We start from the raw sequence: 13577 nt of genomic DNA, 5'->3' as shown, positions 1-13577 counted from the left end.
ACCGTGATAACATAACTACCGTATGGAGCGGGTGTAGGGGAACGCGTAAGAGGGATGGCCTTGAGACGTCTCGGCTCCCTTTTCGACCCCGCTCCGAAGGGGGGCGAAGTGCTTCCCGGATGACGGATGTGAGGCGGAGGAGGCTTCAACATGGTCTGGTCGATCCGTCCGCGAAGCTCAGGCCTGTCGTGGATCGTCGTGGCACTCGGCTTCGTTGCATGCACGGCCTGGGCCGATCCGCCTCCTGATCCGAAGTCACCACCGGTCGACGCCGCGGCGAACCCGCCCAAGGGGACTGCCCTCTACGGGTTGCCCGGTGATGAGGTTCCCGAGGCGTTCGTGCCTCTTACCCCTCGAACCGTGGAAGATCAGCGGCAAGTCGAAGCGCTGCGCGACTTCAGCACCGCTCGGGCGCTCGAAGATCAGCGCGCCTGGTCCGACGCGATCGCGCTGCTCGAAGAGGCCCTGAAGCTGGAACCCGATTCGGTCCCGGTGCTCCGCCGTCTCAGTCGCCTCTGTTTCCTGTTCAAACGAACCGACCAGGCGCTGAGCTATAGCCGTCGCGTACTCGACGCAGACCCGGGCGACACCGATACCATCAGCCGGCTCATCAACCACTACACCCGCAATGGCGACCTCATGGGCGCTGAGGCGATGTTGAAGGGCGTGTTGGACAACCCCAAGCTCGGTCCTCACGTGCCGGGTCGTCTACTCGCCGAGTATGAGCTCGGCAAGCTCGACACCAAACTCGGCCGGACCAAGCAGGCGGCGGAGGCGTTCGCGAAGCTCCTCGAAGAGCTCGACGAGAAAGAAGCCAACCGCCTTTCCTTTCGTGAGCAACTTCTGATTCTGGGCGACGAGCCGGCGGATGCCTACCTCGAATTCGGCAAGGTCTTCGACGATGCCAATCGGCTGGATCTGGCCATTCGTGCCTACGAACGCGGCCTTGTCTATGATGAGGATCACCCGCAGATTCCGCTCAACCTCGCTCAAGCCTTGCTCAAGACCGACAAGGGCGAGCAGGCACTTCGCCTCGTCGAACGCTTCCTCAAGCGTCAGCCGCAAGGGAGTGACGGTTACGAACTGCTTGCGAAGGTCCTGTCCCAGCTCAAACGCGAGGGTGAGATTACGCCGAGGCTGGAAGAAGCCGCCAAGCTCGACTCCAAGAACCTCTCGCTCCAATATGCCCTGGCCGATCGCTACCGTGAGTCGGGGCAAGGCGACAAAGCCGAGGCGCTCTATAAGTCGCTACTCGAGGCTCAGCCGACCCCGCAAGGCTACAGCGCTCTGGCTACATCGCTTCTCAAGCGGAAGAAAGCTGCGGAGCTGCTGAAGATCTTCACCGAGGCTCGGAAGAAAGAAGGGGGATTCGAGGCGATCACCCCGCAAATCAAGGCCGTGATCGCCGACCCTGGTTTTGCGGGCGAGGTGCTCGACGCGGGTAAGGCCCTGCTCTCCGCGGAACCCCCGGGCATTGATCGCTCTGCCTTAGACATCCTCGCCGTCATCGCGAGCGAGTCGAACCAGCTCGATAAGCTGGTCCCGATCCTTCGTCTCACGCTCAAGCAGGACCCGAGTCCCCAATTGTATCGGGAGATCTCGCACGCGCTCGAAGGCCTCCGCAAGTATGGCGAGGCGGGGGAAACCATCGAGCAAATGATGGCGAAGTACCCTGAGGAACGGAATGCGCGAACCCTCACCCAGCTCGGGGAGTATCGCCGCCGGGCCGACAACTTCGCCGGGGCGGTTGAGAGCCTTCGCGAGGCCTTGAAGCTTGAACCGGCCAATCCTGAGGCCCAGTTCGTCCTGGGGTGGTCGCTGAGCATGGTCGGCAAACTTGATGAGGCGGTCGACCTCTTCAAGGGTGTGCTCAAAAACGATCCCTCGAACGGCCCCTTCAATCGTCTCTACGGGTCGATCCTGCTTCAAAACGGCAAGAACGATGAGGCGGTGACTCTCTACAAGGAACTCCTCGAGCGTTACCCGAACAACGAGGAAATCATCGAGATCGCCCACTCGGGTCTCTCCGTTGCCTACGTCAACCTGGGCGACTTTGCCAAGGGCGAGGCTGAGCTCGAGATCCTCTTCCAACGCAATCCGGACGACCCTGGGGTCAATAATGACCTGGGCTATCTGTACGCCGACCAGGGGAAGAAGCTCGATCAGGCCGAGTCGATGATTCGCAAGGCGCTTCAGGAGAAACCTGACGAGAGTGCCTATCTCGATAGCCTGGGTTGGGTCCTCTACAAGCGAGGCAAGGCCAAGGAAGCGCTCGAACCGCTGGAGAAGGCGGTCAAGACCCTCAGCAATGGTGGCGATGCCACCATCTTCGAGCACCTGGGCGACGTCTACTTCCGGCTCCATGAGAACGCGAAAGCCAAATCCGCCTGGGAGCATGCCGAGAAATCGGCCGCCAAGGCGATTCCGACCGACAAACGACTTCCCGAGATCCGCAAGAAACTCGAGTCGCTCGGGAAACTGGCACCGGTCCTCAAGCCGGCATCGAACGATAGCCCCTAACCTGCTCGCTGGCCGCGCCCTGACTCCCTCCAGTTCGGGCGTCGGCCGTCCCATTTTTTGATGGAATCGCAAACGGTACTTGAATTGAACCTCGGGCGCATGCGAGGCACCCGTTCCGTCGCATGTCTGATCCCCTATTTCCGCGGGAGTTTCCAAGGATCATGGCAGGACATTCCCATTCGGCGAACATCGCGCACCGTAAGGGGACCGTGGACGCAAAACGTGGCAAGCTCTTCAGCAAGCTTTGTCGCGCGATCTTTGTAGCCGCCCGGAACGGCGGTGGCGATCCGGACATGAACCTGAAGCTCCGTTACGCGATCGACAAGGCACGCTCCTACAGTTGCCCCAAGGACAACATCGAGCGGTCGATCAAGAAGGGCATTGGGGAACTGGACGCCGAGAGCTACGAAGAAATCACCTACGAAGGGTATGGGCCCGGCGGCGTGGCCGTCATGTGCGAGGCATTGACCGACAATCGCAACCGGACCGCCGGTGAGCTCCGCAAGATCTTTGAAGTCTGCGGAGGCAACCTGGGCGCCACTGGCTGCGTCAACTACCTCTTCACATACAAAGGCCTGTTCGTGATCGAGGCCAAAACGGTGGCCGAAGACCGGCTCATGGAAGTGGTTCTCGAAGCCGGAGCCGACGACCTTCAGCGCGTCGACGACTACTTCGAGGTGACCTGCGATCCCAAGGTCTTCGACACGGTGCGTAAGGCCCTCGAAGACCACAAGATCGCCACCGAAAGCGCTGAGACGAGCTACATCCCCAGTAACTCGATCGACCTCGACGTCGAAAACGGGAAGCGGATGCTCAAGCTCCGCGATAGTCTGGATGAGAGCGACGACATCCAGAACGTCTACGCCAACGACAACATCCCGGAAGCCGCGATGGCTTGATCTCAATCAAGGCTCGATTCGTCGTTTCGCCCCTCGAATCGCAGTTCATTCGTTCTCTTCTCGATAGGAAGATCGATGCCGACGACCCCCTTCGTCAAGTCCGAGCGGCTCCAGAAGCTCCCCCCGTACCTGTTCGCCGAAATTGATAGGAAGAAGAAGGCCGCTCTGGCCGCGGGAAGAGACGTGATCAACCTGGGAGTGGGTGACCCTGACCGGCCCACGCCCCCCTCGATCATCAAGAGCCTCCAGCATCACGTCGAGAACCCGGCCTTCCATCAGTATGCCCTCGACCAGGGGGCGCCCGAGCTCCGCCAGTCGATCGCCAAGTTCTGCAAGGCGCGCTATGGCCTCGATCTCGACCCGAACACCGAGATCTTGCCGCTGATCGGCTCGAAAGAGGGGATCGCCCACTTCCCCTTGGCCGTGCTTAACCCGGGCGACATCAGCCTCGTGCCCGACCCTTGCTACCCCGTCTACCGATCGAGCAGCATGTTCGCCGGCGCGGACGTCTACACGATGCCGCTGGAGCCCGCCCACGGCTTCCGGCCCGACCTCGACTCGATTCCGACCGACGTCTTCAACCGCGCCCGGTTGATGTTCCTCAACTACCCCAACAACCCGACCGGCGGGACGGCTGACCTCCCCTTCTTCGAGAAGGTCGTCAACCTGGCCCAGACCCACGACCTCGTGATCGCCCAGGACGCCGCCTACAACGAGATGTACTTCGAGCATCCGGCGCCGAGCATCCTCCAAATCCCCGGGGCGAAGGACGTTGCCGTCGAGTTCCATAGCCTCTCGAAAACCTTCAACATGACCGGCTGGCGCGTCGGCTTCGCCATCGGAGGCGCGGCGCAGATCGCGGCCCTGGGCCAGGTGAAGGCGAACTGCGACTCGGGGATCTTCACGGCCATTCAGTTCGCCGGCAAGACCGCCCTCGACGAGTACGAGACGATCACCCCGCCGATTCGCGCGCTCTACAAAGAACGGCGCGACGCGTTCCTCGCGAGCCTGCGGAAGATCGGCTGGGACGCGCCCACCCCCGAGGCCACCTTCTACGTCTGGATCCCCTGCCCCGCCGGCTACACTTCAACCGAACTCTGCGGCCGGTTGCTCGACGAAGCCGACGTCGTGACGACTCCCGGCCTGGGCTTCGGCCGAACCGCCGACGGCTACATCCGCGCAGCGCTCACGGTCGAGACCCCTCGACTGGTCGAGGCGGTGGAACGGATCGGCAAGCTCAAACTCTGAACCGAGTCGCTGTTTCATGACTCAGGCCCTGATCGCGCTGGGAAGCAACCTCGGCGACCGCCGTTCCAACCTCGAGGGCGCGATCGAGGCGCTGGCCGGTACCCCCGGCGTCGAGGTTCGCGCGGTCAGCACATTCCATGCAACCAGCCCGGTCGGCGGCCCTGAGGGACAAGGGGCGTTCCTCAACGCGGCCGCCGTTCTCGAGATCCAGCTCGATCCCGAGCCGCTGCTTGACCTTCTCAACGCCATTGAGGCCCGCGCCAAGCGAGTCCGCGTCATCCATTGGGGGGCGCGGACTCTCGACCTTGATCTCCTCCTCTACGGGAATCAGGTCATACGGACCCCTCGCCTCATCGTCCCGCACCCGAGAATGGCGCTCCGCCGGTTCGTCCTGGCCCCCTTGAATGAAGTCGCTCCCGCCGCCATTGATCCGATGACGACCCGCTCGATCGCGGAACTCCTGGCCAACCTCGACCGCAGGCCAAGCACTCTCGCGTTGCATGGCGACGACGCCCCCCTCAAGGAAATCCTCTTCCACCAGGTCGTTTCCAAACTTGGCGCCGAGGCGAAGTCGTTCTCGCGCCTCCACTCCCAACCCCAGTTGTCCACCCGTCCACTCGATCAAGTCCTGGACCCCGCGACCGCGCGTTGGCGGGTAACCGACTTCTGTCCCCCGTTGCTGTGGCCCGCGACCGCCTTGAGTCGTGACGATGATCCGCCGACCTTTGTGGTGATCCTGAAGTCAGGGGAGGTCGAGGATACTCCGACCGGTCTCCTGACTTTCCCGCACCTGGTCGTCGACCCGAGCGACCCCGACCGGGCGATCGCCGAAGTCCTCGCAGCCTGTGCGGCGACCCGCTCCTGAGGAAGCCGACAAGCCGCCGTTGCTCGAGGGGAACCTGGTTCCCTATAATCCGTTGATCTCCCCTTCCTTAGGTCGAACCGAGGCGATCGACGATGGCCAAGAGCGGCGGCGGCAAGAATTCATCCAAGAGCGACGCCGACGAAAATGCAATCAAGATCGTCGCCCGGAACCGCCGGGCCCGCTTCGAGTTCGAGCTACTCGATAAAGTCGAAGCGGGCATCGTCTTGACCGGTACCGAGGTCAAGAGCCTGCGCAACGGCAAAGCGAGTCTTGAGGAGTCTTACGCGGGCATCAGTGGCGACGAGGTCTGGCTCTACGGCTGTGACATCCCGGAGTATCTCCAGGCCAACCGGATGAACCACAAGCCGAAGCGTCCGAGAAAGCTCCTGCTCCATCGCAGCGAGATCGACAAGCTCCTCGCCAAGGCCTCGGATCGGGGATTCACCATCGTCCCCTTGATGATCTACTTCAAGAAGGGGATGGCCAAGGTCGAGATCAGCATCGCCCGTGGCCGTAAGCTCTACGACAAGCGCGAGGCCCTCAAGAACAAGGATGCGAAGCGCGACATCGACCGCGCCGTTCGGGGACGTGGCCGAGACTAATTCGTGGCTTACGGCTTGACCTGGCGGTGGGAAACCCGATAATTAATGATGTTGGGACACCAATTCTCCAACACTCTTTGACAAGACGGGGGCGAACTAGGATCGACCGGATTGCTGAAGTGACAGGTGGCGTGTCGAGGTTGGTCAGCGGGCCTCGTAAAAAGCAGACCAAAATTTAGTTGCCGAGAGGACACCCTCTCTCCGTATGGCTGCCTGAACGAAGGCAGAAACGGCTTCGTGACGGGCCTTTTGCCCGTGAGTTCCGTCCGAAGACGCCAAAGCGGGCTCGTCCAAGCTTAACCGCCTGTTGCGGCTTGGGTTAAATTCATGATGGGATAAGCCGAAAGGGACCCTGTTGCTCGGGGCTTCTAGGCCGACAATTAAATGAGCGACTACACACGTAGAGGCCGTCATCGATGGATCTCGGGACGCGGGTGCAATTCCCGCCGCCTCCACTTTCCAGCCCACTTGCGATTCGTCGCAAGTGGGCTTTTTTATTAGGTTTACGTCGATCTTGCTGAGAGGTTTGGCACCCCAAAAGTGGTTTCGAGGCCCATTTTCTGTCTAGTTTCGGGGGGTTCTCTGTCTAGTTTCATTCTTGCCTTCGTATCAGCACGCAGGTACTATTCTCGAAACTAGACACCAAACTAGACACAAACTAGACAGCCGGTTTCGGCCTCGGGGGCGTGGTGTACGACAAGAAACTCAAGCGGGGCAAGGACGGGTTATTCACCCGCTACGTGGGTCAGAACGGGCGGGGCGTGCCCGAAAAGTTCCGCCTGGGTTACGAACAGGATGCCGCCGAGGAGAAGGTTCGGCTTATTACCGCCATTTGGCAAGAGATCGAGGGCCGCCTTTCGGGTCAACGCCCCTCCTGGGACAAAGCCAGTCTTGAGGCGGCAAAGGCGATCGCCAAAGGGAAGCCCCCATCCCTCCCAAAGCGCGAGTTCGAGGATCCGATTCGGTATGTAGAGCGAGTCGCCGCGATCAGTGAGGCGACGGGGACGACGTTCCATCCCGGCGATCCCCTCAACCATCAAATTGGCCTGGATGACCTGCGGCAGGAGTTGGTCGAACTCCGACAGAAGATCTCCGACGCCGCTGGCACCCCCGCCGCCACCGGGACCACGGTCCAACAGGCCATCACCGCTTATGAGGTCCATGTCCGGCGGTCGCTCACCCTCCCCGATGGCTTCCTACGACCATGGGGACGCACCAAACTCGACCAACTCGATTCGATCAGGAACTATCTTTCCGACGAGCGCTTCGGTGGGCGTGACTTCCTTTCCCTCGACCTGTCTGGGCTGACGCACGACCGGTGTGAGGAGATGTTCGGCGTATTCCGGCGGCGGCCCCTCACCCTACGCAGTAAGCTCCGGGATCGAATGAAGCCCTCGACGGCCAAGAACTATATCAAGGAACTCGGCAACTTCTTCAACTGGCTCGACGGGGCCGAGACGCTTGAGTGGACATTCCCCCGGCGGTTCCACGCCATCAAGAAGACCCCGGACGATCTAACCGCGTCCGAACAGTACGATCGACGGATGGCACGTGAGAAGCTGGTACTCCCCGACGAACATCTCATGGTGCTCTTCGAGTACGCCCTACCCAGCGAGCGAATCCTGTTGCTGCTTGGCCTCAACTGCGCATTCGCCGCGTCGGAGATCGGACACCTCCGCAAGGGCTTTCTGAAGCTGGACCGTTCGATGATCGACGGCATTCGGTTCAAGTCGAGCAACGACACCCGGCATTGGCTCTGGCCCCAGACCAAGGACGGCTTGGAATGGGTTCTGGCTGCGCGGCAGTCCGTGCGTTCTGGACGGACCGAGGACGCCGATGTGGTGTTCGTCACCGAGCGAGGCAAGCCGCTCTGGCACGCGACCCAAAATGGGCACGTTTCCGACGGCGTGAGTAACGTCTGGTATCGCCTGATCCGCCGGGTGCAGCAGGACCATCCTGCGTTCCCGTCGTACAGCTTCAACAAGCTACGGAAGACCTCGGCCACGAGAATCCTGGAGATCGCCGACGCCGAGACGGCTTCGATGATCCTGGCGCACAAGACGATCAGCGAGGACGAACTACTGCACCACTACGCGCTGCTGCCCTGGGAAAAGTTGTTCAACGCGCAGAGGAAGTTGGAGGAGCAGCTTGCACCGATCCTGGAAGCGAGTGGTCCCGACCCCTGGGCTCCACGTACCCGGAGCTACCTGGGGCTGGTGAAGGTCAAAAGGCTGAAGGAAATGCGCGAGCGAGGGGTGCCGCCTAAAGAGATTGCCGAGGCGCTGAAGATCTCGGTGGCGACCGTCCATCGTCTCGTGCCTGCCTCAAAAGTCAAACCGATCGACACCGATTCGCCAGCCGTAGCGGAACTGTGAGTGAGACAGAGGTCGCCCTGCATGTCTCGAACTTACGATTTCCCAACACTTCCCGTCGCTTTGGATCGTGACCGTGTCGTCCTGCCGGAGAACACGGGCATCGGCGCCCCGTAGCTCATGGTCATTCACTCGTCAACCCAGGATCGAGGTCACTGATCTCTCGGCCGACTGGCTCTTGCGGCTCCAAGCCATCATACTGCCACGAAGACTCGGGTGCATCCGATGGGAACACGGTCATGACCGCAACGGGAATTCACTCGGAGCAATTGACACCTCACCGCAAGCTCCGCATCCTGCTCGTGGACGAAAGGTTGGAATGTGCGAAGACCCTCGGGCGGCTGTTGACCTTACTTGGCCACGACACCCGCATCGCCCGTGACGGAGTTGAAGGTGTAGAGGCGGCGTTGGAGTTCCGGCCCGATGTGGTGCCGTTGGACATCGGCCTGCCGGAGCCGGACGGGTACGAGGTGGCACGACGTATCCGGGAACAGTCGTGGGGCACGGGGGCCACCATCATCGCCCTGACAGCCTTTGGTGAGGAAATCGACGAGCGACGGTTCCGGGAAGCCGGTTTTGATGATCACCTCGCCAAGCCGGTGAACGCCGAGGCCCTCATCAAACTGATCGGCAGACCGCTGTCGCCTCCGGCACGAGAGCTTAGGTAGTGGGTCGGAGGACGAGAGATTGCCCCGTCGTCCGTCGGCTTGGGGGTGGCAAACGGATATCCTTTCTTCTCGGAGGTGCGACGTTTCCCGGACGCTTCTTGATGTAATCGGACGCCCGCTCATCGAACCCTTCTCCGCTGATCTTCGCGCCCCAGGTGGCAGGGATCTTGAGCAGCCGCTTCACCTCGTCGTACGACAATCCTACCTCGACCAGCTTCCTCACCGTCGGTAGGAGAACGTCGTCGAAGAACTCGCCCATCTTGTCGGCTCCGAGAAGCACCACGGCAAGGTGTTTGCGCTCATCCAACTGAACTATCGAAGTGGTCTGTGCCGTCAGTGCGATGCGAGCCCGATCTCATAGCACCCCGAGATCAGCAAGACTGAAGCCGTTCGCCAGGCACTTGCCGCCGGAATGTGTAATGGTTCAGCGTGAAATGGAGAAACCGGGGTTGGGAGATAAGGTAGTGAACGTTTGGTCCAAGGGCCTGGATTTGCCGCCTTCGTGCCAATCCCGAAGGGAAGACAGGGCGGCATCGTGCCGCCCCTCATTCGGTCTTGGCCCCTGGGTCGGCGCTCGGGGCGTGTCGCCACGGTGCCCTATCCTCCGCCCAGGCCATCTTCCATCGTAGCGCCGTCAGACCGTTCGAGCAACGACTTCCCGGCGATCAGACGGGGGGCTGAACTTGCGATCCCGCTCCTCGAAGATCGCCCGATCGCGGCCGGCCAATTTGTCCTGGCGTGACGTAGCCGATCGCACTGTGCAAGCGGACCTCGTTGTAGTGCGCCACGAACTCAGTGACGAGCCTCCTCGCCTCCTCCAGGCTCAGGGGGGTCTTGACGCGGATGCACTCGCCCTTCAGGGTCTTGTGCCATCGCTCGATCTTCCCATTGCTCTGAGGATAATACGGAGATGTCCTCACGTGAGTCATTCCGCAGATCCGAATGATTTCCTTGAAGTCCTTGGCAATGAACTGGGGGCCGTTGTCCGAGATGATCCGGGGCCGTTCGCCGGGAAAGCGCTCGCGTCCCCGCTGGACGATTGTCTCGACTTCCGCCTCGGTCATGCTCTCGCGAATCTCCCAGTGGACGAGGAATCGGCTGCAGCCGTCCAGGAGGCTACAGAGGTAGAAGAAGGTCCCGGCGACGTTGATGTACGAGATGTCGACGTGCCAGTGTTCATGCACTCGGAGCGGTTGCTGAAAGCCTTTTCCTTTGAGTGAAGGCTTGCTGTTATGAAGCTTCATCAGCCCAGCGTTGCAAAGCACTCGGTAGACGCTGGAGGGACTCACGGCGACGACATCGGTGTCGAGCATCATGAAGGCGAGCCGGCGGTAGCCTTCCAGGGGATGGGCGGCGTGGAACTCCAAGACGGCTTGCTTCTCCCAAGGTTCGAGCCACCAGTCGCGGGGGACCAGCGCATTGTGCTCGTTGGCCAGTCCGTAGCGAGTCCTCCAGTCGTGGAACCTGCTGGCGGCGATGCCGAGCCAGATGATGAACCGCCTGAGGGGGATCTCAGTGCGTTGGGACCAGTGCCGCACGAAGTCGATGATGGAGTCGCGGGTATCATGGGGAACCCAGGCTCCAGTCAGAGTTCCCCAAGCTCTTTTTTTAGCTTGAGATGTTCCTCCATCAATTCCGCGACGACCTCGTTCTTGCGTTGGAGCTTGTCGCGGAGTGCGGCGATGGTGCGGAGGTGGTCGGTCTCGGGCGAGCCGTTCTTGCGCTCGAAGGCGGCGGGGCCGTTCTCGAAGAACTGCTTCTGCCAGTGGTAGAACAGCGTGGGCGAGAGTTGGAGCTCATCGCAGAGATCGGAGATGGGGACGTGGTCGATCAGGTGACGCCGGAGAATGGCAACCTTCTCGACAGGCGTATAGTTCTTTCGGATCTTTCGCATGGTGAGACTCCTGCCGAGTTTTAGTATAACTCGGGTGGGGCGTCTCTCCATTTCCGTCTGAAGCAAAACAATGGCTCGATTCGGCCACCTACGTACCATTCCGCGATGAGGTGGCCGTATTTCTCATGACTCTCGGGCGAGTTGTACGGCCCCAGGTAATGGTCGTGCCCGTTGATTCGGACAACCCCAAGATTTTTTGGCTTTTAGTGGCGGTATTTGGGAGAGGAGGTAATGCGGCCGGGCATCGCGGTTCCCTTAGTCCCAAGGAACTCGGTAGTACCAGGTACTACCGGTTTCGGGCTTCCAGGCCGCACAGCCGACCATCGGCAGGTAAGCGTAACAGCTTTCGGCTAACGACTTTACGTCCAGAGCGGGCGAAGGGATTCGAACCCTCGACGTCCAGCTTGGGAAGCTGGCATTCTACCACTGAATTACACCCGCATCTGAGCTAACAATACCAGGAGGTTCTTCCGATGGCAAGGGCATTTGGATTTTCCTGAGAGATACCGTTCAAGCCCTCGCTTTCCAACGATCCGCGTAGGTCTTTTCCTCATCGTTCCGATCCGCCGGTTGCGCCTCGGCCGTTGCGCCTGACCGTGGACTTGTCCACCGGACGAAGCTCTTCGCCGTCGAGCGATTGGGCCAGGCCCAACCGCCGCGCCCCGATTTTGAAGTAGGCGCGTTCCCGCTCGATCCCGAGACTCCTGCGCCCAAGCCGCCTGGCCACCGCGGAGGTTGTGAAGGTGCCCGCGAATGGGTCGAGGATCAGGTCGCCGACGTTGGAACTCGCCTTGATGACGCGCTCGATCAAGGCTTCCGGTTTCTGGGACGGATGTTGCTCATATTCGGACATCTGGTATCGAACGCGTGGGTAATACCACACATTTCCCGGAACCTTGGTGGCCTTGTACGGTACCGGGATCGGCTTGCGATAGTCGATCAGTTTGCGGACTGCCCCGGTGCGGGCGGGCACCTCGATGTCATCCGGGTTGTAGGTGTAGGACTTGCGATCCTTTACACAAAACAGGATCGGTTCATACATCGACCCATAATACTTGCGGGCCTGCACTCCGGAGCTGTCGTAGTGCCAGACGATCCGCGAGAGGATGGTGCACTCATTGCGGAGCCAGAGGTCAAGCAAGGGCATCGCCTGGGTGCTCGTCATGACGTAGAGGCTCCCCGTTGGCTTCAGCTTGCTCAGGCAGAGCTGCAACCAGGAGTAGCACCAGGTCGCGTACGCGTCGTCCGACGGCCACTTGTCTTCGCTCGCGCCGAACTGCTTTCCGAGGTTGTACGGAGGGTCGGCGAAGACCAGGTCGACCTGACCATCGGGGATCGAGTCACGCATAACGTTGAGGCAATCACCGTGATAGATCGTGGTCGACTCGTCTTCGAGCTTCGTCATCGTCGGGTCCATCGCGGGACGAGTCAAAAAAAAGATCGAGGCGCAGCCCGACGGTCAACCGATCGTTGGCCACCGAGACGGCCGGGCTCCCCCTGAGCGATCGCGTCAGGCCTCCGGGGTGAAGCCGAGCACAATATCGAACTTCGCCGTCAGTTCACCGATCCGCGAGTTGGGAATCGGGGCGAAGTCGACGGTCACCGCGTCGCGGCTTTTGGGGTCACGAAGGCTTCGATAAATCCCGTCGCGCTCGTTGTTCGGATGTCCCTTGACGTAGCACTGGGTAGTCAGCAGTTCCTTGCCACTCTTGCGGAGCTTGAAGTGAATGTGGGGGGTTCGACCCGGGTAGGGAACCGGTTTCACGGTCCGAAATAAGTATTCGCCGGTCGAACCGGTCAAGAAGCGACCGAACCCCTGGAAGTTCTTGTCGTGCTTGGAATGATTCGGGTCCTCGGTATGGATGTAGGCCCCTTCGTGATCCACCTGCCAGATCTCGACCAGGGCGTTCCTGATCGGGTCGCCCTTGGCATCCAGGATCCGGCCCGTCAAGTAGGTCACTTCGCCCACGGCCGGCGTGATGGCGTCGTTGACGATCAAGAGGTCGTTGTCGGTGTCGAGCGGTAATTTGTCGGGATAGTACGGCCCCTCGGTCTGCTTGGGAGTGAGGACCAACTCCTCGGCAAACACTCCGCGCGTGGTGAACGCGGCTGCGCCGAAGGCCATGGCGCCGAGGAAAAGGCGGCGATTGCTCAAGGCGTGGACGTCGTGCATCGGAGTCTCCCGGGGCGGAAGGTTGAGGCGGACTGTTACGTTGAGAGGTGACTTCGTTCGCTCGAAACCAACCCCATAAGGAGCGACGAACTGGAACGACCTGGACGAGGAATCTGACCGATCCCCCTCCCCTGCCCTTGTCCGCTTCGCTTTGGTGCGGCGTGGTGACGCGTCGATCCGACGTCCGCATGGGGCGGACGACCCCAGTCGCGTGGTTCCGCACGGTTCGGGATGATTCTAACCCAGGCCGGTTCCTGGAATCGACGTCCCTTACCGTTTTTCCGCGGGCAAGCCAGGTGGCGTCGAGCCAAGAACCTGTTGTCTGACATTCGCAAG

12 protein-coding genes, 1 tRNA gene and 1 other RNA gene are annotated in these 13577 nt (G+C 60.9%); 8 read left to right on the top strand and 6 right to left on the bottom strand.

Annotated features, from left to right (window positions below; genetic code table 11):
• The first annotated feature begins 150 nt into the window (after positions 1 to 150).
• The 8 genes from BUS42_RS07045 to BUS42_RS07010 all read left to right on the top strand — a co-directional run bounded on the left by BUS42_RS07045 (position 151) and on the right by BUS42_RS07010 (position 9174).
• A complete protein-coding gene (locus BUS42_RS07045; RefSeq protein WP_074306310.1) occupies positions 151 to 2520 on the top strand; it encodes a tetratricopeptide repeat protein in 2370 nt (789 codons plus the stop codon).
• Positions 2521 to 2681: 161 nt separating this feature from the next.
• Positions 2682 to 3419: a YebC/PmpR family DNA-binding transcriptional regulator gene (locus tag BUS42_RS07040; protein ID WP_074306309.1), complete on the top strand. Its 738-nt coding sequence runs from the start codon at positions 2682 to 2684 to the stop codon at positions 3417 to 3419.
• Positions 3420 to 3494: 75 nt separating this feature from the next.
• Complete coding sequence (locus BUS42_RS07035) at positions 3495 to 4667, top strand: LL-diaminopimelate aminotransferase (protein WP_074306308.1); 1173 nt, start codon at positions 3495 to 3497, stop codon at positions 4665 to 4667.
• Positions 4668 to 4683: 16 nt separating this feature from the next.
• Entirely contained in the window at positions 4684 to 5532 is an 849-nt protein-coding gene (folK, locus tag BUS42_RS07030; RefSeq protein WP_074306307.1) for a 2-amino-4-hydroxy-6-hydroxymethyldihydropteridine diphosphokinase, read from the top strand.
• 92 nt (positions 5533 to 5624) lie between these two features.
• The gene (gene smpB / locus BUS42_RS07025; RefSeq protein WP_074306306.1) at positions 5625 to 6134 is read left to right on the top strand and encodes an SsrA-binding protein SmpB; all 510 of its coding nucleotides are present in this window, start codon (positions 5625 to 5627) and stop codon (positions 6132 to 6134) included.
• An 87-nt stretch (positions 6135 to 6221) separates the two neighbouring features.
• Positions 6222 to 6592, top strand: a transfer-messenger RNA (tmRNA) gene (gene ssrA, locus BUS42_RS07020).
• Between the two features lie 231 nt (positions 6593 to 6823).
• Complete coding sequence (locus tag BUS42_RS07015; RefSeq protein ID WP_074306305.1) at positions 6824 to 8509, top strand: hypothetical protein; 1686 nt, start codon at positions 6824 to 6826, stop codon at positions 8507 to 8509.
• A 236-nt stretch (positions 8510 to 8745) separates the two neighbouring features.
• Entirely contained in the window at positions 8746 to 9174 is a 429-nt protein-coding gene (locus BUS42_RS07010; protein WP_074306304.1) for a response regulator, read from the top strand.
• Here BUS42_RS07010 and BUS42_RS07005 read toward each other — a convergent pair.
• From BUS42_RS07005 to BUS42_RS06980, 6 genes are all read right to left on the bottom strand, one after another.
• Positions 9167 to 9433: a hypothetical protein gene (locus BUS42_RS07005; protein ID WP_143206265.1), complete on the bottom strand. Its 267-nt coding sequence runs from the start codon at positions 9431 to 9433 to the stop codon at positions 9167 to 9169. The genes BUS42_RS07010 and BUS42_RS07005 overlap by 8 nt on opposite strands.
• Positions 9434 to 9839: 406 nt before the next feature.
• Positions 9840 to 10712: an IS3 family transposase gene (locus tag BUS42_RS41755; protein ID WP_216821016.1), complete on the bottom strand. Its 873-nt coding sequence runs from the start codon at positions 10710 to 10712 to the stop codon at positions 9840 to 9842.
• Between the two features lie 47 nt (positions 10713 to 10759).
• Positions 10760 to 11068, bottom strand: a complete 309-nt coding sequence (locus BUS42_RS44290; protein WP_074306302.1) for a transposase — start codon at positions 11066 to 11068, stop codon at positions 10760 to 10762.
• Positions 11069 to 11437: 369 nt separating this feature from the next.
• Positions 11438 to 11509, bottom strand: a tRNA-Gly gene (locus BUS42_RS06990).
• 109 nt (positions 11510 to 11618) lie between these two features.
• Positions 11619 to 12473, bottom strand: coding sequence for an adenine-specific DNA-methyltransferase (gene yhdJ, locus BUS42_RS06985; protein ID WP_074310787.1), 855 nt, complete (start codon positions 12471 to 12473; stop codon positions 11619 to 11621).
• A gap of 105 nt (positions 12474 to 12578) precedes the next feature.
• Entirely contained in the window at positions 12579 to 13241 is a 663-nt protein-coding gene (locus BUS42_RS06980; protein WP_074306301.1) for a dioxygenase family protein, read from the bottom strand.
• Positions 13242 to 13577 lie beyond the last annotated feature (336 nt).

It is taken from the genome of Singulisphaera sp. GP187 (assembly GCF_900129635.1).
Lineage (GTDB): Bacteria > Planctomycetota > Planctomycetia > Isosphaerales > Isosphaeraceae > Singulisphaera.
Note: the sequence above shows the minus strand (reverse complement) of the source record. Positions and strands in the feature narration are given on the sequence as shown.

Excerpts from the sequence above, each read along its gene's own strand:
- BUS42_RS07045 (WP_074306310.1), top strand. The coding sequence starts at position 151 with ATGGTCTGGTCGATCCGTCCGCGAAGCTCAGGCCTGTCGTGGATCGTC.
- BUS42_RS07040 (WP_074306309.1), top strand. The coding sequence starts at position 2,682 with ATGGCAGGACATTCCCATTCGGCGAACATCGCGCACCGTAAGGGGACC.
- BUS42_RS07035 (WP_074306308.1), top strand. The coding sequence starts at position 3,495 with ATGCCGACGACCCCCTTCGTCAAGTCCGAGCGGCTCCAGAAGCTCCCC.
- folK (WP_074306307.1), top strand. The coding sequence starts at position 4,684 with ATGACTCAGGCCCTGATCGCGCTGGGAAGCAACCTCGGCGACCGCCGT.
- smpB (WP_074306306.1), top strand. The coding sequence starts at position 5,625 with ATGGCCAAGAGCGGCGGCGGCAAGAATTCATCCAAGAGCGACGCCGAC.
- BUS42_RS07010 (WP_074306304.1), top strand. The coding sequence starts at position 8,746 with ATGACCGCAACGGGAATTCACTCGGAGCAATTGACACCTCACCGCAAG.
- BUS42_RS07005 (WP_143206265.1), bottom strand. The coding sequence starts at position 9,433 with ATGGGCGAGTTCTTCGACGACGTTCTCCTACCGACGGTGAGGAAGCTG.
- BUS42_RS44290 (WP_074306302.1), bottom strand. The coding sequence starts at position 11,068 with ATGCGAAAGATCCGAAAGAACTATACGCCTGTCGAGAAGGTTGCCATT.
- yhdJ (WP_074310787.1), bottom strand. The coding sequence starts at position 12,473 with ATGACGAAGCTCGAAGACGAGTCGACCACGATCTATCACGGTGATTGC.
- BUS42_RS06980 (WP_074306301.1), bottom strand. The coding sequence starts at position 13,241 with ATGCACGACGTCCACGCCTTGAGCAATCGCCGCCTTTTCCTCGGCGCC.